Source organism: Arenimonas alkanexedens, assembly GCF_054781355.1.
Map to the genome: position 1 here is coordinate 802568 of NZ_BAAGUO010000001.1, position 18664 is coordinate 821231.

Below are 18664 nucleotides of genomic sequence, written 5' to 3' on the forward strand. Positions count from 1 at the left end.
GGGAGTGGTCGCGCCAGCCTTCTTCGGGGAGAGTTAACGCGTGAACAAACGGCATCTGCAGCTACCACTCGCGCTGGCACTGGCCTTGGGCGCGTCCAGCGCACATGCCTTGGGCCTGGGCCAAATCCAGGTCAAGTCCGGGCTGAACGAGCCTCTGGTGGCCGAGATCCCCATTCTTTCGGCGGCCGCCGGTGAGCTCGACGAGCTCGAAGTGCGCCTGGCTTCGCCCGAAGCGTTCGCGCGCGTCGGCCTGGAGCGGCCGGTCGGCTTGACCGCCAACCTTCAGATGAGCATCGGCAAGAACGCCGCCGGCCAGCCCGTCATCCTGATCACCACGGTCTCGCGCTTCACCGAGCCTTTCCTCACTTTCCTGGTCGAGGCCAACTGGGGCCGCGGCAGCGTCGTGCGCGAGTACAGCGCCCTGGTGGATCCGCCCTACATCGCCCCGGCCTTGATCCGGCCGCTGGAGGCGCCGGTGGCCGCGGCCCCCGCGCCCTATGTCGCGCCGCCGCCGTCGCCGATGCCCGAGCCGGTCGAAACCACGCCCCTGGCCGACCCCGAGCCGGTGCTGACGGTTACCGATATCCCGCCGGACGAGACGCCCATCGCCGAGCTCACGCCGCCGCCCGCGCCGGAGCCGACGCCCGAGCCGACGCCCGAGCCGACGCCCGAGCCGGTGCTGCCCGAGCCTGAAGCCGAACCGGAAGCCGAGCCCGAGATCGCAGCCGTGGCGCCTGAGCCGGTGCCGACGCCTGAGCCCGTCCCGGTGGCCACGCCTGCGCCGATGCCTGAGCCGGCCCCGACCCCTGCGCCGGCCGACAGCTACGGTCCGGTCAGCGAAGGCCAGACCCTCTGGAGCATCGCCAACGGCGCGCGCACCGATCGGGCCGTCACGATCAACCAGATGATGCTGGCGCTGCAGCGGGCCAATCCCGAGGCCTTCATCAACGACAACATCAACCAGCTCAAGCGCGGCGCGGTGCTGCGGATCCCGGCGCGCGACGAGGTGCTCAGCCTCGGCGCCGACGAGGCCGCTGCCTTGGTTCGCGAGCAGGCCAGCGCCTGGCAGGCGCGTCGCCAGCCGGTGCCGCAGCCGGCCGAATCGGTCGCCGAGGCCCCGGGGCGTCCGGCCGCGCGTCCGGCTCCCGCCGCCGCCGATGGTCGCCTCGAAATCGTGCCGCCCTCGGGCGGCGAGCAAGCCGCTCGCGGGGTGCAGTCAGGCGCCAGCGGTGCCGGCACGGGCACTGAACTGCGTGCGGAACTCACCCAGAGCCGCGAAGATCTGGCCGCACGCCAGTCGGAAGTGGCGGAACTGCGTTCCCAGCTGACCGAGCTCGACGAGCAGCAGGCCGACAGCGAGCGCTTGGTCGCGCTGCAGGACAGCCAGCTCAAGGCGCTGCAGGACCGCCTCGGCCAGCCCGAGCCGATCACCCCGGCCGCGGCACCCGAAGCCTCGCCGCCGGACACGACCGCTGCCGCCGTCACCGAGCCGGCGCCTCTTGCCGCGCCCTGGTACATGAATCCGCTGGTGCTGATCGGCGCCGGACTGGTCTTGCTGGGCGGGTTGGTGTTGGCCCTGCGCGGTCGCCGCAGCAAGTCGGCGATGCCGACGCCGTCCCGTCGCATTTCCGAGGACGATGCCGTGCGCGCCAGCCTGCCGGGCGCGCAGCGCGCCGTGCCGGAAGATGCCGTCGACGAAGACGCCGGCGAGCCGGTGGCGGCGGCGGGCGTCGACGAGAACCTGCTGCGCCTGCAGAAGGCGCTGCGTGAGCGTCCCAGCGACCTTGAGGCTCATATCGGCCTGCTGCGCTACCACTACGCCCGCGGCGAAGCGCCCGAATACGAGCGCGCGGCCCAGGCCATGCGCATCCAGGTCCGCAGCACGCTGGACCCGCGCTGGCGCGAGGCGGTGGTAATGGGTGCGTCGCTGGCACCAGGCAATACCTTGTTCAGCCAGGCCGGTTGGAACGCGCCGCGCTTTGGCGATACCGGGGTGATGGCGTCCACCGCCGAGCCGGCCGAGCCGACGCCCGCGGACATCCCCAACCTGGACGAGGTCGACGTCGTGGCGCCGCCGCCGGCGGCGATCGTGGACCAGGATGAAGACTGGGATCGCGTCACGGGCAGCGTTGCCGACCCAAGTCCCGCCATCGTCGAGCCCGAGCTCGCGCCGGAGCCTGAGCCTGAGCTTGAGCCCGACTTCACTGCCGAGGGGCTCGACGAGGGCTTTGACGCAGGCTTCGACGCTGCGCCCGCGATCGCCGAGGACAGCGACGATGGCAGCGCGACCAAGATCGAACTGGCGAAGGCCTATCTCGACATCGGCGACGTCGAGGGCGCCAAGGGGATGCTGGAGGAAGTGGTGGCCGAAGCGGGTCCCGCCGGTCGCGAAGAGGCTGCTCGCCTGCTCAAGGACATCGGTTAACTGCGGTACGCACTGGGCATCGAGTACGACGGCAGCGGCTTCCAGGGATGGCAGCGGCTGTCGCACGCCGTCACGGTGCAAGCCGAGGTCGAGAAGGCGGTGTCCTTCGTCGCGAATCATCCGGTCCCGGTGGTTTGCGCCGGGCGTACCGACAGCGGCGTGCACGCGCGTTGCCAGGTAGTGCATCTGGATTCGGATGTCGGCCGCACGCCCTACGCATTCAGGCAGGGCGCCAATAGCCGGCTGCCGGGAAGCATCGCGGTGCTGTGGTGCCAGGAAATGCCGCAGGACTTTCATGCTCGCTACGCGGCGCGTGCCCGCCGCTATCGCTACACCATCCTCAATCGAGCCATGCGTCCGGCGATGCAGCGCGAATACCTGACCTGGGAGCGCCAGCCGCTCGACGCCGACGCGATGCATCGCGCGGCGCAGGCGCTGGTCGGTGACCATGACTTCAGCGCGTTCCGCACCATTCACTGCCAGGCGCCGCACCCGAACCGCAGCGTTCACGAGATAAGCGTGCGGCGCGAGGACGATCGGGTGATCGTCGAAGTTCAGGCCAACGCCTTCCTGCACCACATGGTCCGCAACTTCATCGGCAGCCTGCTGCCGGTGGGGCGCGGGGAGCGGCCGGAGGCCTGGCTTGGCGAGCTGCTGGCCGGGCGTGATCGGGCGGTGGCCGGCCCCACGGCGCCGTCCAGCGGTCTGGTCTTCCTCGGGCCTCGCTATCCCGTCGAGTGGGGCCTGCCGCCCGAAGTCACCCTGTAAAGCCTGTGGGAGGGACTTCAGTCCCGATGTTTTTCGCCGAAGGGCATCGGGACTGAAGTCCCTCCCACAGGATGGTTTGCTTGCAGGGTAGGGCGGCGTACACGGGACGCGCACGGCGGGCGGCTACAATGTCGCCATGAGAACGCGCATCAAGTTCTGCGGAATGACCCGGCCTGGCGACGTCCGGCTGGCGGTTGAGCTCGGCGTGGATGCGCTGGGCTTCGTGTTCGCCGCGGCCAGTCCCCGCCGGCTCGGCCTGGAACAGCTCGAAGGGCTGCGCCAGGCCGTGCCGCCGCTGGTGGATGCCGTGGCCTTGTTCATGGACAACCCCGGCAGCGAGGTTGCGGCGGCGCTGAAGATCCTTCGGCCGACCCTGCTGCAGTTCCACGGCAGCGAAGACGATGCGTTCTGCCGCGGTTTCGGCCTGCCTTTCATCAAGACCGTGGCGATGGGTCACGGTGCAGGCGATGCGGCGCTGGCCCGAAAACGCTACCCTTCAGCCAGTGCTTTTCTGCTCGACGGCCATGGACCGGGCGAACCCGGCGGCCGCGGCGAACGGTTCGACTGGAATACCATCCCGCCACTCGGCAAGCCGGTCTTCCTGGCCGGCGGACTCTCGGCCATCAACGTCGCTCAGGCTATCCGCACCGCGCGGCCCTACGCCGTGGACGTGTCGAGTGGGATCGAGAGCGCGCCGGGCACCAAGGACGGCGACAAAATGCAGCAATTCGTAGACGAGGTTCGACGTGCAGACCGCAGTTCCCAGGAATGACATCCCGCAGGCCGCCGACATCACTGATTTCGGCGCATGGCCCGATGCCGCGGGACACTTTGGCCGCTATGGCGGGGTATTTGTTTCCGAAACCCTGATCGGGCCGCTGCGCGAGCTTGAGGCCGCCTACGACAAGTACAGCAAAGACCCGGAGTTCCTGGCCGAACTGCGCCATGACTACCGCCACTACGTCGGCCGGCCCAGCCCGATCTACGAAGCGGCGCGCCTGAGTGCCCACGTCGGCGGCGCCCGCATCCTGCTCAAGCGCGAAGACCTCAACCACACCGGCGCGCACAAGATCAACAACACCATCGGCCAGGGCATGTTGGCCAAGCGCATGGGCAAGACCCGCATCATCGCCGAGACCGGCGCCGGCCAGCACGGCGTGGCCAGCGCCACGGTCGCCGCGCGCCTGGGGCTGGAATGCGTGGTGTACATGGGCGCCACCGACGTCGAGCGCCAGGCCCCGAACGTGTTCCGCATGAAGCTGCTGGGCGCCACGGTGGTGCCCGTCACCTCGGGCAGCAAAACCCTGAAGGACGCGCTCAATGAAGCGATGCGCGACTGGGTGACGAACGTGCACGACACCTTCTACATCATCGGCACGGTCGCCGGCCCGCACCCCTATCCCAAGCTGGTGCGCGACTTCAACGCCGTGGTGGGCAAGGAATCGCGCGCGCAGATGCTCGAGGAGTACGGCCGCCTGCCGGACGTGGTCACCGCCTGCGTTGGCGGCGGCAGCAACGCCATCGGCATGTTCCATGCTTTCCTCAACGATCCCGGCGTGGTCATCATCGGCGCCGAGGCCGCGGGCGACGGCGTCGAGACCGGCCGCCATTCGGCGTCACTGGTCGCCGGTCGGCCGGGCGTGCTGCACGGCAACCGCACCTATGTCATCTGCGACGACGACGGCCAGATCACCGAGACCCACTCGATCTCGGCCGGTCTGGACTATCCCGGCGTCGGCCCGGAGCACGCCTTCCTGAAGGACAGCGGCCGCGCCAGCTACGTCGGCATCACCGACGACGAGGCCATGGAGGCCTTCCACCTGCTGGCCCGCACCGAGGGCATCCTGGCCGCGCTGGAGTCGGCCCATGCGGTCGCCCAGGCCATGAAGCTCGCGCGCGAGCTGCCCAAGGACGGCCTGGTGCTGTGCAATCTTTCGGGTCGCGGCGACAAGGACATCTTCACCATCGCCAAGCGCGAAGGCATCGCGCTGTGAGCGGCCGTATCGCGGTCCGTTTTGCCGCCCTCAAGACCGCCCGGCGCAAGGCGCTGGTGCCGTTCGTGACCGCCGGCGACCCCTCGCTCGAGGCCACGGTGCCGGTGATGCACGCGCTGGTGGCCGCCGGCGCCGATGTGATCGAGCTGGGCGTGCCGTTCTCGGACCCGATGGCCGACGGTCCGGTGATCCAGCGCAGCTCCGAGCGTGCGATCGAGCGCGGCGCCGGGCTGCGCTACATCCTGGCGGCCGTTGCCGAGTTCCGCACCGTCGACGCCGACACGCCGGTGGTGCTGATGGGCTATCTGAACCCGGTTGAGATGTGGGGCGCCGAGCGTTTCGGCCAGGCCGCTGCGGACGCCGGCGTGGACGGTGTGCTGCTGGTGGACCTGCCGCCGGAAGAGGCGGGCCCGACCCGCGCCGCTTTCAACGCCGCCGGGCTCGACCTGATCTCGCTGGCGGCACCGACCACCACGCCGGATCGGCTGGCGCGGCTGGCCACGGAGTCGCAGGGCTATCTGTACTACGTCTCCTTCGCCGGCGTGACCGGCGGCGGCCAGCTCGACACCCGTGACGTGCTGGCCAAGGCCGGCGACCTGCGCAGGCAGGCCAAGGTGCCGGTGCTGGTGGGCTTTGGCATTCGCGACGCCGCCTCGGCTGCGGCCCTGGCGCCCGCAGCGGACGGCATCGTCGTCGGCAGTGCGCTGGTGGAGGCCCTCGCCGGCGCGGACACGCCCGAGCAGGCCGCCCAGCGCGCCGGCGCCTTCCTGGCCCCGCTGCGCGCGGCCCTGGACGCCCACGTCTGAGCCCCCGGGGGGCTCAGGTCTTCCGGTCCCGGCCATTCGGGCTAAACTTCACGCCCCGAACAAGACCGGTGGCTGAATGAGCTGGCTGACCAAACTGATGCCGTCGCGGATCCGCACCGAAGGCGGCGGCAAGCGCGCCGTGCCCGAGGGTCTCTGGGAAAAGTGCGACCGCTGCGGCGCCGCCCTTTACGGCCCCGAGCTGGAAAAGAACCTGCGCGTTTGCCCCAAGTGCAGCCACCATATGTATATCGGTGCCCGCGAGCGCCTGGTGGCCTTCCTGGACGACGACAGCGGCGAAGAGATTGGCGCGGCGCTCGGTCCGGTGGACGCGCTGCACTTCAAAGACCAAAAGAAATACGCCGACCGCATCAAGGCGGCCCAGAAGTCCACCGGCGAGCGCGATGCGATGGTCGCGGTGCAGGGCAAGCTCAAGAACCACGTCATTTGCGTGGTGGCATTCGAGTTCAAGTACATGGGCGGGTCGATGGGCTCGGTGGTGGGCGAGAAGTTCACCCTGGCCGCCGAGCGCGCGCTGGCGCTGGGCTGCCCGCTGGTCTGCTTCTCCGCCACCGGCGGGGCGCGCATGCAGGAAGGCCTGTTCTCGCTGATGCAGATGGCCAAGACCTCGGCAGCGCTGGGTCGCCTGCGCGCCGCGGGGCTGCCGTTCGTGTCGGTGCTCACGCATCCGACCACCGGCGGCGTCTCGGCTTCGTTGGGCATGCTGGGCGACATCAACGTCGGCGAACCGCATGCGCTGATCGGCTTCGCCGGTCCGCGCGTGATCGAGCAGACGGTGCGCGAAACCCTGCCCGAGGGCTTCCAGCGTTCGGAATTCCTGGTCGATCACGGCGCCGTGGACCTGATCATTGATCGCCGTCAGATGCGCGAGAAGCTTTCGGCCCTGCTGGCCTTGATGATGCGCCAGCCGATGCCGACGTCCGACGCCGGCGCGAACGGCGCGGCCTGAGCCAGATGTCCGAACGCAAATACTTTGGTACCGACGGCATTCGCGGTCGGGTCGGCCAGTGGCCAGTCTCGGCCGACTTCATGCTGCGCCTGGGCGCGGCCGCCGGTCGCGTGCTGGTGGGCGAGGGCAGGGACAGCGCGACGGTCGTGATCGGGAAGGACACGCGCATCTCGGGCTACATGTTCGAGGCGGCGCTGGAGGCCGGCCTGGTCGCCGCCGGTGCTGACGTGCGCATGTTGGGCCCGATGCCGACCCCGGCGGTGGCCTACCTGACCCGTTCCCTGCGCGCTGACGCCGGCATCGTCATCAGCGCTTCGCACAACCCGCACTACGACAACGGCATCAAATTCTTTTCGGCCCAGGGCGAAAAACTTGGTGACGCGGTGGAGGCGGCGATCGAAGCCGAGCTCGACCGGCCATTCACCACGGTCGAATCCGAGCGCCTGGGCAAGGCCTCGCGGGTGACCGACGCGATGGCGCGCTACGCCGAGTTCTGCAAATCCACCGTGCCGGACGACTTCGTGCTGTCGGGCATGAAGCTGGTGCTCGACTGCGCCCACGGCGCCACCTACCAGGTCGCGCCGCGCGTTTTCTCCGAGCTGGGCGCGGTGGTCGACTGCATTGGCAACGAACCCAACGGCCTGAACATCAACGAAGCAGTCGGGTCCACCCATCCCGGCGCCCTGGTCGCGCGCGTGCGCGAGACCGGAGCAGACCTGGGCATTGCTTTCGACGGCGACGGCGACCGCGTGCTGATGGTGGACGGGCAGGGGCGCCTGGTCGACGGTGACGGCCTGATCTGGCTGCTCGCGCGCGACTGGCATGCCAGCGGTCGCCTGCGCGGGCCGGTGGTCGGCACCTTGATGACGAACTACGCGATGGAGCGCTCGCTTGGCGAGCGGGGCATCGGTTTCCGGCGCGCGCGGGTCGGCGATCGCTATGTGCACCAGGCCCTGGTCGAAGACGACGGCGTGCTCGGCGGCGAAGCCTCCGGCCACATTCTTTGTCTTGATCGCGCCAGCACCGGCGACGCCATCGTCAGTGCGCTGCAGGTGGTTGACGTACTGCGCCGCAGCGGCAAGTCGCTGCAGCAGGCGCTGGCCGGCTATCAGCCGCTGCCGCAGCAGACCGTCAACGTCCGTGTCGCCCCCGGCGTGAAGCCGCTCGACAGCGCCGCCGTGCAGTCGGCGCGGGCCGAGGCCGAGGCCGCCCTGGCGGGTCGGGGTCGGCTGGTGCTGCGACCTTCGGGCACCGAACCGGTGGTGCGCGTCACGGTCGAGGCCGATGACGATGCCCTGATGCGGCAGGTGCTCGACCGCCTGGCCGAAGTGGTCCGCGCCGCGACTTGAGCTTCGTCCAGGCTCGGCTCACGCGGCCGGTCCTAGACTCCATCCCACGATCCCCTTCGGAACCTTCGCCGTGACCGCCAGCATCCCCACCCTAGACATCCAGCGCTTTGACACCGACCGCGAGGCCTTCGTCGCCGAACTCGGCGCGGCCTACCGCGAGTGGGGCTTTGCCGGCATCCGCAACCACGGTATTCCGCAGGCGCAGATCGACCGAGCCTATGACGTCTTCCAGCGCTTCTTCGCGCTGCCCGAGGCGGCCAAGAAGCAGTACCACGTGCCCGGCGGCGGCGGCGCCCGCGGCTATACGCCTTTCGGTATCGAAACGGCGAAAGGTGCCAAGCACTTCGACCTCAAGGAGTTCTGGCACGTCGGCCGGGAGATTTCGCGCGATTCGAAGTATGCCGAGGTGATGCCGCCGAACCTGTGGCCGGCCGAGATCCCGGAGTTCCAGGAGGTCGCCTACGGCCTCTATAGCGCGCTTGACCAGCTCGGTTCGCGGGTGCTGTCGGCGCTGGCCCTGCACATCGACCTGCCGGCGGATTTCTTTGCCGACAAGACCCAGTTCGGCAACTCGATCCTTCGTCCGATCCACTACCCGCCGATCACTGCCGACAACGTCCCCAACGTTCGCGCCGGCGCGCACGAGGACATCAACTTCATCACCCTGCTGGTTGGCGCCAGCGCCGCGGGCCTGGAAGTGCAGTCGCGCAAGGGCGAGTGGGTGCCGTTCACCGCCGATGCCGACACCATCGTCGTGAACATCGGCGACATGCTGCAGCGGCTGAGCAACCACGTGTATCCGTCTACCACGCACCGGGTGGTGAACCCGCCGGGCGAGGCCGCGCGCAAGCCGCGCTACTCGACGCCGTACTTCCTGCACCCGAATCCGGACTTCCTGATCAAGACCCTGCCGGGCTGCGTCAGCGCGGAGAATCCGGATCGCTACCCGACGCCGATCACCTCCCACGACTACCTGCTCGAGCGCCTCCGCGAGATCAAGCTGGTCTGACGCTTCCGGCCGCGTTTTTCCCGATGCCTAGTCGGCGTCGCGGAAGTCTTTCGAGCGCGAGGCGATCAGGGCGCTGGCGAGGCGGTCGGGCAGGTACTTCGAAAGCGCCGCCAGCAGCCTGTTGCTGCGGCCGGTGACGACGCGCGGGCGACCGGCTTCGACCGCGTCCACGCCCAACTTCGCCACTTGGGCGCTGGTCAGCCAAATGCCTTTGGGCAGCTGGTTGACCTTCTCGCGCATGCCGTTGACGTCATGGAACTCGGTGTAGGTCATGCCCGGGCAGACGGCGGTGACGTGCACGCCGTGTTTTTTCATCTCCAGATCCAGCGACTCCGAGAACCGCACCAGCCAGAGTTTGCTTGCGCCGTAGAGCGTGTGTCCGGCGCTGGCCGGCACCAGTCCGGCCAGGGACGCGACGTTGAGGATGCGGCCGTAGCCCGCGGCTTCCATCGCCGGCAGGTAGCGGTGGCTGAGCTCCGCTACCGAGGTCATCAGCACCTGCAGGAAGTCGGCATGGGTCTTCCAGTCCGACGAAAGATAGCGGCCGGGCACGCCGTAGCCGGCGTTGTTGACCAGGGTCGAGATGAACAGGCCGCGGGCCTGGGTGTCGGCAAACAGGCGCCCGGGCGTGGCGGGATCGGCCAGGTCGGCGGCGATCACCACGCACTCGACCTGATCCGAAAGCTCAGCCGCCAGCGCCTGCAGGCGTTCGGCGCGGCGGGCAACCAGCACCAGCGGCACGCCACGCGCGGCGTATTCGCGGGCGATGGCGGCGCCGATGCCGCTTGAGGCGCCAGTGACCAGGGCGTGGCCGCGAAGCGTGGACTGGGTCATGTTTCCTGGACTCCCTGGCAGGCGAAGGGCCTGATTTCGCGCCATTATCACCGGGACTGACAGGTAATCATCGTCCGTCGGCGCGTTTCGCCGGCAGAAGGGGCTTCATGGGAATCCACGATCGCAAACGCCCGCTCATCCGGGTTGGCGGAATCTTTGTGCTGCTCGCCGGCCTGAGCGGCGGCCCGGCAGCGGCGGCGCTGGTGCTCAGGCTCGACGACGGCAGTTCGCCGCTCAGCGACGCCGTGGCCAGCCTCCACGCCGGCGCAGCCCGGGCCTCAGGGGCCACGGCCGTGATGGACCAGCGCGATTCCACCTTCGCTCCCGGCGTGCTGGCGGTGCAGGCGGGGTCGTCGGTGAGCTTCCCCAACTCGGACACGGTGCAGCATCAGGTCTATTCCTTCTCGGCCCCGAAGCCCTTCGAGCTGCCGCTGTATTCGGGTACCCCGCTGGAGCCGGTGCGCTTCGAGCGTCCGGGCGTGGTCGTGGTGGGCTGCAATATCCACGACTGGATGATTGGCTACATCGTGGTGCTTGATACCCCGTATTTCGGCAAGTCAGGCGAGGACGGCGTCGTTCGACTGGACGCGCCGCCGGGCCGCTACACGCTGCGGGTCTGGCATTCCCGGCAGGCCGAGGTGCGTGAGTCGCCGGTCGAGATCACTTCGGAAGGCGTCGTGCTCGCGTTGAGTCTGACCCTGGGCCCGCCGCCGCCGGACCGGCGCGGCAATGATCGCCTGCGCGCGCTGCAAGAGCGCTTCCGCAGCCTCAGGCGCGACCCCTGATGGCATGGCGACTGCAAACCCGGATCGTCGCCCTGTTGATCCTGGTGGTGCTGGCCGCTCAGTTGGCGACCTTCGCCGTCGTGCATGTCGCCACCGGGCGCAGCGTCAGCGACCAGCTTGAACAGGAGCTGGCCGTCGCCGAGCGCGTCTGGCAGCGCTTCTACGAGGCGCGCAGCCGCCAGCTGCTGGAATCCACCCTGGTGCTGGCCGACGATTTCGGCTTCAAGGCCGCCGTGGCCAGTGGCGACGCCGCCACCATGGCTTCGGCGTTGCGCAACCAGGCTGCCCGCATCGGTGCGGACGCCGCCATCCTGCTAGGCCCGGACGGAGACTGGCGCGCGGGGCTGGAGGGTGCCGATGCCCAGGCGCAGTCCCTGGCGCTGGCGCCGCTGCTCGCCCAGGCCCGGGAGGAAGGGTTCGCCCTGTCCGTGGTTGATCTCGACGGCCGGCTTCGGGTGATGGCCCTGCTGCCGGTGCTGGCCCCGAACCAGATTGGCTGGGTCGCGATCGGCTCTACTTTCGGGGATGACTACGCCGGCGACTTCCGGGCTTTGACGGGTATCCACGCCAGCTTTGCCCGCGACCGTGCGGGCTTGCTGCAGGTTTATGCCTCGAGCCTGCCAGAAGCTCCGCGTGCCGCCTTGGAGCAGATGCCCGCCGGCGAGCTCCAGCCCGACCGGCTGATCCGGCCGATGGACCTCGTCGGCGACCGCTACTTCGCCCTGGCGGAACCGATTCCGGGCACGGGCCGGGCGCCGGTGATGGTGCTGCTGCAGGGCTCGCTGGACGAGGCCATGGCGCCGTATTCGGCGCTCAAGGACCGGGTCCTGGTGCTTTCGGGGCTGGCGGCGCTGATCGCGCTGGCGGTGGCGGGCGTGCTCGGGCGCGGCATCAGCCGGCCGGTGACGCGCCTGGCCAAGGCCGCCCAGCGCATCCAGGCCGGCGACTACACCCAGCCGATCGAGGCCCCGGGCCGCGACGAGATCGCGGGGCTGGCCAACGCCCTGGGCCACATGCAGCAGGGCATTGCCGCGCGCGAGGCGCGGATACTGCACCAGGCCAACCACGACGGCCTGACCGGACTGCCCAATCGCGCCCGTGCCCGTGACCATCTGGAGCAGGCGCTTGCGGCGCCGCGGCCCGAGGGTCATGCCTGCGCCGTGCTGATGCTGGACCTGGATCGTTTCAAGGAAATCAACGACACCCTGGGCCACGGCTTCGGCGACCAAGTGCTGCAGCAGGTCGGCAAGCGCCTGCAGCTGGCGGTGCGTGCCGAAGACCTGGTGGCGCGTCTGGGCGGCGATGAGTTCATGGTCATCATGCGCGACGTCGAGCGTGAGAACGCGCCGCGGCGCGCCCGCGCACTGCTCGAGCAACTGCGCGAGCCGCTGGACCTGCCCAGCACCCGCCTCAATCTCGACTGCAGCATCGGCCTGGTGCTGTCGCCCGACCATGGCGACGACGCCCAGACCCTGCTGCGGCGCGCCGACATCGCCCTGTACGACGCCAAGCAGGCGCGCAGCGGCGTGGCGATCTACCAGCCGGGGCGCGACGAAGTGCACCTGCGCCAGCTGGCCCTGATGGGTGACCTGCGGCAGTCGGTCACGCGCGGCGAGCTGCGCCTGACCTTCCAGCCCAAGGTGGACCTGGCCAGTCGCGAGGTGAATCACGTCGAGGCCTTGCTGCGCTGGAATCATCCGACCCTGGGCGCGGTGCCGCCGGATGAATTCATTCCGCTGGCCGAGCGCTCGGGCTTCGTGCATGAACTGACCCGCTTCGTGCTCGAGCAGGCGCTGCAACAGAACGCCCAGTGGCGCGCCGGCGGACTGGACCTGGGCGTGGCCATCAATCTTTCCGCCATGGACCTGATGGACGCGGATCTGCCGGACTTCATCCACGCCTGCCAGCGCCGGCACCGGGTGCCGCCAGGCAAGATCATCCTCGAGGTTACCGAAGGGGCGCTGATGCGCGACGTGGACTATGCCGTGCGCATGCTGCACCGCCTTCGCGCCGGCGGCATCCGGCTTTCTATTGATGACTTCGGTACCGGCTATTCCTCGCTGGCCCAGCTAAAGCGCATGCCGGTGGACGAGATCAAGATAGACAAGAGTTTCGTGATGCAGATGACCGAGGGCAGCGACGATGCCGTCATCGTGCGTTCAACCATCGAGCTGGGCCACAACATGGGCCTGTCGGTGATCGCCGAAGGCGTGGAGAGCGACTCCAGCCTCGAGCTGCTGCGGCAGTATCGCTGCGACATGGTGCAGGGCTATCTGTTCAGTCCGCCAATCGAGGCCGGCGATTTGGTGGCGTGGTGCCGGCGCTTCGCCGAGACCCGGGCTTGAGCGCGGGGCAGGGCTGTGCTGTGGTGGCGCCCATGCGTCCAATCCTTGCCATCGCCTTGATCCTGCTGCTCGCCGCTTGCGCCACTGCCGCGCCGCCGCGGCCCGCGCTGTACGAGCAGTTTGGGGGTCGCGCGGGCATCGAGGCGCTGGTCGAAGAGCTGCTGGTGCGCATTCTCGATGACGCGCGCATCAATGCCGCGTTCGCCGAAACCGATATCGTCAATTTCAACGATCGCCTGGTCGAACAGATCTGCGTCGAGGTCGGCGGGCCCTGCGTCTACACCGGCCGCAGCATGGCCGAATCACACGCGGGCCTGGGTGTGACCGAGGCCGACTTCAACGCCCTGGTCGAGGACCTGCAGGCGGCGATGGATGCCCGCGGCATTCCGTTCCGGGCCCAGAACCAGCTGCTGCGCCGGCTGGCACCGATGCACCGGGACATCGTCAGCCCCTAGCCGCGCGCGGTATCCTTGGCGCCTGCCCGCCCAGGAATCCCCGATGCGCCAGAGAATCGTTGCTGGAAACTGGAAGCTGCACGGCGACCGCGCCTTTGCCCGCGGCCTGCTCGATGCGCTTGTCGCCGCGGCGCGCCCTGACGGCGTCGACGTGGTGGTGATGCCGCCGCTGCCCTACCTGGGCGAACTCGCCGACCGCTATGCCGCGTCCGGCCTGGCCTTCGGCGCCCAGGACCTGGACGTGAACGACCAGGGCGCCTACACCGGCGAAACCGCGGGCCGCATGCTGCGCGACGTCGGCGGCCGCTATGTGCTGGTGGGCCATTCCGAGCGGCGCCAGTACCACGAGGAAGACAGCGAACGGGTGGCCGAGAAGTTCCAGGCCGCCCGTGCGGCCGGCCTGGTGCCGGTCCTGTGCGTGGGCGAAACCCTGGGGCAGCGCGAGGCCGGGCACACCGAATGGGCCCTGCAGCGCCAACTGCAGCCGGTCCTGGACCTGGTCGGCATCGCCGGCTTCGAGGGCGCCGTGGTGGCCTACGAGCCGGTTTGGGCCATCGGCACTGGCCGGACGGCCAGTCCAGAGCAGGTCCAGGAGGTCCATGGCTTCCTCCGTGGCGAACTCCATGCGCTCGATGCTAGAATCGCCGGCTCGTTGCCACTGCTTTACGGTGGCAGCGTCAAACCCGCCAACGCCGCCGAGCTGTTTTCCCAGCCCGATGTCGATGGTGGCCTGATCGGGGGCGCGTCCCTCGTGGCCCAGGATTTCCTGGCAATCGTCGCTGCGGCGGCGAGGTAATAGACAGAAACCATGCTGCTCACCATCGTCAGTGTCATTTATGTTTTGGTCGCGATCGCCATGATCGTGCTCATTCTCATGCAGCGCGGTTCGGGCGCGGCGGCCGGCTCCGGCTTCGGCGGCGGCGCCTCGGCCACGGTCTTCGGCGCGCGCGGCTCGGCCAACTTCCTGTCCACCGCGACCAAGTGGCTGGCTGCCGTGTTCATGGCGATGAGCCTGGCCATGGCCTGGAACGCCACCCGCGACGTCGCATTCGTGCCGGTCGAGGACGATCTCGGCGTGATGTCGGAAGTGCCCACCACCGGCGCGGCCCCGTCCGCGGAACTGCCGGCGGGTGATGTTCCCGTGATCCCGGCGGCCGATGTTCCGGCGGCGGATGCCGCACCTGCCGCCGAGGCGGCGCCGGTTGAAGAAACACCGGCGGAAAACGCCGAAAAAGAGAGCCAAGGCGGCTGATCGGCTGGTACAATCTCTCGCCTTCGCACCGGTCACCCCGGTTCGAGGCACACCTGCCCAGGTGGCGGAATTGGTAGACGCACTACCTTGAGGTGGTAGCGACGTAAGTCGTGGGGGTTCGAGTCCCCCCTTGGGCACCAATCTGATGGACGGGCTGCCGCCCGGCAATGCTGGAGCGGCGGCGCGAACGCGCCCAAGGGCGCATGGTGAGGAAGCGCGCGTGTTGGGCGAATATCTGCCGATCCTGTTGTTCCTGTTCGTTTCCACCGGCCTGGGCGTCGTCCTGCTGGTGCTGGGTTGGGCCCTCGGCCCGAAGCGCCCGACGAGCGAGAAACTCTCCCCCTACGAATGCGGCTTCGAGGCCTTCGAGGACGCGCGCATGCAGTTCGACGTGCGCTACTACCTCATCGCCATCCAGTTCATCATTTTCGACCTGGAAATCGCCTTCGTATTCCCGTGGGCGGTGAACTTCCGCAACCTCGGCATCGTCGGCCTCACCGAGATGGGCATCTTCATTGGCCTGCTGGTGCTGGGCTTCATCTACGTCTGGAAGAAGGGAGCCCTGGAATGGGAGTGACCTCGACGATCAAACGCGTGATGAACAACCCCGAGCCGATCGGCTTGGTGGACGACATCCTGCGCCCGGAAGGCGACAACCCGCTGCTTGAGCGCGGCTTCGTCACCACCAATGTCGATACGCTGGTCAACTGGGCCCGCACCGGTTCGATGTGGCCAATGACCTTCGGCCTGGCCTGCTGTGCGGTCGAGATGATGCATGCCGGCGCCTCGCGGCTGGACCTCGACCGCTACGGCGTCATTTTCCGTCCGTCGCCGCGCCAGTCCGATGTGATGATCGTCGCCGGCACCCTGGTCAACAAGATGGCCCCCGCGCTGCGCAAGGTCTACGACCAGATGCCGGACCCGAAGTGGGTCATCTCGATGGGCAGCTGCGCCAACGGCGGCGGCTACTACCATTACTCGTATTCGGTGGTGCGCGGCTGCGACCGCGTGGTGCCGGTGGATATCTACGTGCCGGGCTGCCCGCCGACCGCTGAAGCGCTCATCCACGGCATCCTGCAGCTGCAAAAGAAGATCCGCCGCACCAACACCATCGCCCGCTAAGGACCCAGCCGACGCCATGGTCGAATCCACCACGAGCTTCATCGAGCGCATCAAGGCGCGCCTGCAGGACCGGCTTGTTTCGGTGCACGAGGCCTTGGGCGAAACCACCGTCGAGGTGACCCCGGACTCCCTGGCCGACGCTGCACGCTTGCTGCGCGACGACCCGGAGCTTTCCTTCGAGCAGATGATCGACCTGTGCGGCGTCGACTTCCTCGGCTACGGCACCGATGAGTGGGACACCGTCGACGTCACCGACGAGGGCTACTCGCGGGGCATCGAGGGCAATGACGGCCCGGGCCGCTTCAAATGGGAAGACCGTCCGCGTGGCAATGGCCCCGAGCGACGCTTCGCCGTGGTGGTGCACCTGCTTTCGGTGCGCACCAACAAGCGCCTTCGCCTGCGCTGCTTCGCCGCCGACAACAGCCTGCCGGTGGTTCCCTCGTTGGTGGACGTATACCCGGTTGCCAATTGGTTTGAACGCGAGTGCTTCGACCTGTTCGGCATCGTCTTCGAGGGCCATCCTGACCTGCGCCGCATCCTCACCGACTACGGTTTCGTCGGCCACCCGTTCCGCAAGGATTTCCCGCTGACCGGCAACGTCGAGGTCCGCTACGACGCCGAACGCCAGCGCGTGGTGTACGAGCCGGTCTCGATTGAGCCGCGCGTGGGTGTTGCGCGCGTCGTGCGCGAGGACTCGCGCTGGCAGCAGGCCGCCAGCGAGCATCCGCGAAAGGATCCGGCCACGCCATGACCCAGGAAATCCGCAACTACACCCTCAACTTCGGCCCCCAGCATCCGGCCGCCCACGGCGTGCTGCGACTGGTGCTGGAGATGGACGGCGAAGTGGTGCAGCGCGCCGACCCGCACGTTGGTCTGCTGCACCGCGGCACCGAGAAATTGGCCGAGTCCAAGCCCTACAACCAGTCGATCGGCTACATGGATCGCCTCGACTATGTCTCGATGATGTGCAACGAGCACGCGTACGTGCGCGCCATCGAGAAGCTGATGGGGGTCGAGGCGCCGATTCGTGCGCAGTACATCCGCACGATGTTCGACGAAATCACCCGCATCCTGAATCATCTGATGTGGATCGGCTCCAACGGCCTCGATCTCGGCGCAATGGCGGTGTTCCTGTACGCGTTCCGCGAGCGCGAAGAGCTGATGGACTGCTACGAAGCCGTCTCCGGCGCGCGCATGCACGCTACTTATTACCGCCCGGGTGGCGTCTTCCGCGACCTGCCGGACGCGATGCCGAAGTACCGTGAGTCGCCGTGGCGCAAGGGTTCCGACCTCAAGCGCGTGAACGAGTGGCGCGAGGGTTCGCTGCTCGACTTCCTCGATGCCTTCACCAAGGATTTCCCCAAGCGCGTTGACGAGTACGAAACCCTGCTCACCGACAACCGCATCTGGAAGCAGCGCACCGTCGGCATCGGCGTGGTGCCGGTGGACATGGCGCTGGCCTGGGGCATGACCGGACCGATGCTGCGTGGCTCCGGCCTGGCCTGGGACCTGCGCAAGAAGCAGCCCTACGCCGCCTATGACCAGGTTGAGTTCGACATCCCGGTGGGCGTGCAGGGCGACTGCTACGACCGCTACCTGGTCCGTGTCGAGGAAATGCGCCAGTCCAATCGCATCATCAGCCAGTGCGTGCAGTGGTTGCGAGCCAATCCGGGCCCGGTGATGGTGAAGAACTTCAAGGTCGCGCCGCCTTCGCGCGCGGAAATGAAGGACGACATGGAAGCGCTGATCCATCACTTCAAGCTCTTCACTGAAGGCTATAGCGTGCCTGCCGGCGAGGCCTATGCCGCGGTCGAGGCGCCCAAGGGCGAGTTTGGCGCATACATCGTTTCCGACGGCGCCAACAAGCCGTTCCGGCTCAAGCTGCGTGCCCCCGGGTTCGCGCACCTCTCGTCCATGGACACCATCGTGCGCGGGCACATGCTGCCCGACGTCGTGGCGATGATCGGCACTTACGACATCGTCTTCGGCGAAATCGATCGCTAAGGGTTATCTGACCGATGAAAGCCACTGGAAACTTCGCTGCCTGCCAGGACGTCGACCCGATGGTCGCGCTGTCCGAGGACACGCGCGCGCATATCGACCACTGGGTTGCCAAGTTCCCGCCGGACCGCAAACGCTCGGCCGTGATCCAGGGCCTGATGGCCGCGCAGGAACAGAACGCCGGCTGGCTGAGCGATGAAATCATCGCCGCCACCGCCAAGTACCTGGGCCTGCCGCCGGTGTGGGCCTATGAAGTGGCGACTTTTTATTCGATGTTCGACCTCGAGCCGGTTGGCCGGCACAAGGTCGCGATTTGCACCAACATCAGCTGCTGGCTCAACGGCGCCGAGGACATGGTTCGTCACTGCGAGCGCAAGCTCGGCATCAAGCACGGTGAGTCCACTCCCGACGGCCGGATCTTCCTCAAGATCGAGGAAGAATGCGTGGCCGCCTGCGCAGGCGCGCCGGTGATGCTGATTGATGGGCACTACCACGAGAAGCTGACCACCGGCCAGGTGGACGCGCTTCTGGACGGACTGGAGTAAGGCAGGC

The 18664-nt window shown here is 68.2% G+C and carries 19 protein-coding genes and 1 tRNA gene; 19 read left to right on the plus strand and 1 reads right to left on the minus strand.

Features of this window, described 5'->3' with window-relative positions; all coding sequences use genetic code 11:
- The first annotated feature begins 40 nt into the window (after positions 1-40).
- The 8 genes from ACYVGY_RS03770 to ACYVGY_RS03805 all read left to right on the plus strand — a co-directional run bounded on the left by ACYVGY_RS03770 (position 41) and on the right by ACYVGY_RS03805 (position 9318).
- Complete coding sequence (locus ACYVGY_RS03770; protein ID WP_460456127.1) at positions 41-2425, plus strand: FimV/HubP family polar landmark protein; 2385 nt, start codon at positions 41-43, stop codon at positions 2423-2425.
- Positions 2426-3193 carry a tRNA pseudouridine(38-40) synthase TruA gene (gene truA / locus ACYVGY_RS03775; protein ID WP_460456254.1) on the plus strand — a complete coding sequence of 256 codons (768 nt, stop codon included), beginning with the start codon at positions 2426-2428 and terminating at the stop codon, positions 3191-3193.
- Positions 3194-3329: 136 nt separating this feature from the next.
- Positions 3330-3965, plus strand: coding sequence for a phosphoribosylanthranilate isomerase (locus ACYVGY_RS03780; RefSeq protein WP_460456128.1), 636 nt, complete (start codon positions 3330-3332; stop codon positions 3963-3965).
- Between the two features lies 1 nt (position 3966).
- Entirely contained in the window at positions 3967-5187 is a 1221-nt protein-coding gene (trpB, locus tag ACYVGY_RS03785; protein WP_460456255.1) for a tryptophan synthase subunit beta, read from the plus strand.
- Positions 5184-5993, plus strand: coding sequence for a tryptophan synthase subunit alpha (trpA, locus tag ACYVGY_RS03790; protein ID WP_460456129.1), 810 nt, complete (start codon positions 5184-5186; stop codon positions 5991-5993). The genes trpB and trpA overlap by 4 nt, the downstream gene beginning before the upstream one ends.
- Positions 5994-6069: 76 nt before the next feature.
- Positions 6070-6960, plus strand: coding sequence for an acetyl-CoA carboxylase, carboxyltransferase subunit beta (gene accD / locus ACYVGY_RS03795; protein WP_460456130.1), 891 nt, complete (start codon positions 6070-6072; stop codon positions 6958-6960).
- Positions 6961-6965: 5 nt separating this feature from the next.
- The gene (gene glmM, locus ACYVGY_RS03800; protein WP_460456131.1) at positions 6966-8309 is read left to right on the plus strand and encodes a phosphoglucosamine mutase; all 1344 of its coding nucleotides are present in this window, start codon (positions 6966-6968) and stop codon (positions 8307-8309) included.
- 70 nt (positions 8310-8379) lie between these two features.
- Positions 8380-9318: an isopenicillin N synthase family dioxygenase gene (locus ACYVGY_RS03805; RefSeq protein WP_460456132.1), complete on the plus strand. Its 939-nt coding sequence runs from the start codon at positions 8380-8382 to the stop codon at positions 9316-9318.
- Positions 9319-9345: 27 nt separating this feature from the next.
- On the opposite strand, the gene ACYVGY_RS03810 is transcribed toward ACYVGY_RS03805, so the two are convergent.
- Positions 9346-10152: an SDR family NAD(P)-dependent oxidoreductase gene (locus tag ACYVGY_RS03810; RefSeq protein ID WP_460456133.1), complete on the minus strand. Its 807-nt coding sequence runs from the start codon at positions 10150-10152 to the stop codon at positions 9346-9348.
- A 107-nt stretch (positions 10153-10259) separates the two neighbouring features.
- Between ACYVGY_RS03810 and ACYVGY_RS03815 the strand changes: the two genes are divergently transcribed.
- From ACYVGY_RS03815 to nuoE, 11 genes are all read left to right on the plus strand, one after another.
- Entirely contained in the window at positions 10260-10937 is a 678-nt protein-coding gene (locus ACYVGY_RS03815; RefSeq protein WP_460456134.1) for a methylamine utilization protein, read from the plus strand.
- Positions 10937-13282, plus strand: coding sequence for a putative bifunctional diguanylate cyclase/phosphodiesterase (locus tag ACYVGY_RS03820; protein WP_460456135.1), 2346 nt, complete (start codon positions 10937-10939; stop codon positions 13280-13282). Before ACYVGY_RS03815 ends, ACYVGY_RS03820 begins: the two co-directional genes overlap by 1 nt.
- Before the next feature lie 32 nt (positions 13283-13314).
- Complete coding sequence (locus ACYVGY_RS03825) at positions 13315-13737, plus strand: group I truncated hemoglobin (RefSeq protein ID WP_460456136.1); 423 nt, start codon at positions 13315-13317, stop codon at positions 13735-13737.
- 43 nt (positions 13738-13780) lie between these two features.
- Complete coding sequence (tpiA, locus tag ACYVGY_RS03830) at positions 13781-14533, plus strand: triose-phosphate isomerase (protein WP_460456137.1); 753 nt, start codon at positions 13781-13783, stop codon at positions 14531-14533.
- A gap of 12 nt (positions 14534-14545) precedes the next feature.
- Entirely contained in the window at positions 14546-14989 is a 444-nt protein-coding gene (secG, locus tag ACYVGY_RS03835; RefSeq protein ID WP_460456138.1) for a preprotein translocase subunit SecG, read from the plus strand.
- Between the two features lie 55 nt (positions 14990-15044).
- Positions 15045-15129 (plus strand) — tRNA-Leu (locus ACYVGY_RS03840).
- A gap of 80 nt (positions 15130-15209) precedes the next feature.
- Positions 15210-15566, plus strand: coding sequence for an NADH-quinone oxidoreductase subunit A (locus tag ACYVGY_RS03845; RefSeq protein WP_460456139.1), 357 nt, complete (start codon positions 15210-15212; stop codon positions 15564-15566).
- A complete protein-coding gene (locus ACYVGY_RS03850) occupies positions 15557-16111 on the plus strand; it encodes a NuoB/complex I 20 kDa subunit family protein (protein ID WP_460456140.1) in 555 nt (184 codons plus the stop codon). Before ACYVGY_RS03845 ends, ACYVGY_RS03850 begins: the two co-directional genes overlap by 10 nt.
- 16 nt (positions 16112-16127) lie before the next feature.
- A complete protein-coding gene (locus ACYVGY_RS03855; protein ID WP_460456141.1) occupies positions 16128-16862 on the plus strand; it encodes an NADH-quinone oxidoreductase subunit C in 735 nt (244 codons plus the stop codon).
- Complete coding sequence (locus tag ACYVGY_RS03860) at positions 16859-18115, plus strand: NADH-quinone oxidoreductase subunit D (protein WP_460456142.1); 1257 nt, start codon at positions 16859-16861, stop codon at positions 18113-18115. The genes ACYVGY_RS03855 and ACYVGY_RS03860 overlap by 4 nt, the downstream gene beginning before the upstream one ends.
- A gap of 14 nt (positions 18116-18129) precedes the next feature.
- Positions 18130-18657 (plus strand): NADH-quinone oxidoreductase subunit NuoE, encoded by a 528-nt coding sequence (nuoE, locus tag ACYVGY_RS03865; RefSeq protein ID WP_460456143.1) that lies wholly within the window; start codon positions 18130-18132, stop codon positions 18655-18657.
- Positions 18658-18664: the final 7 nt, after the last annotated feature.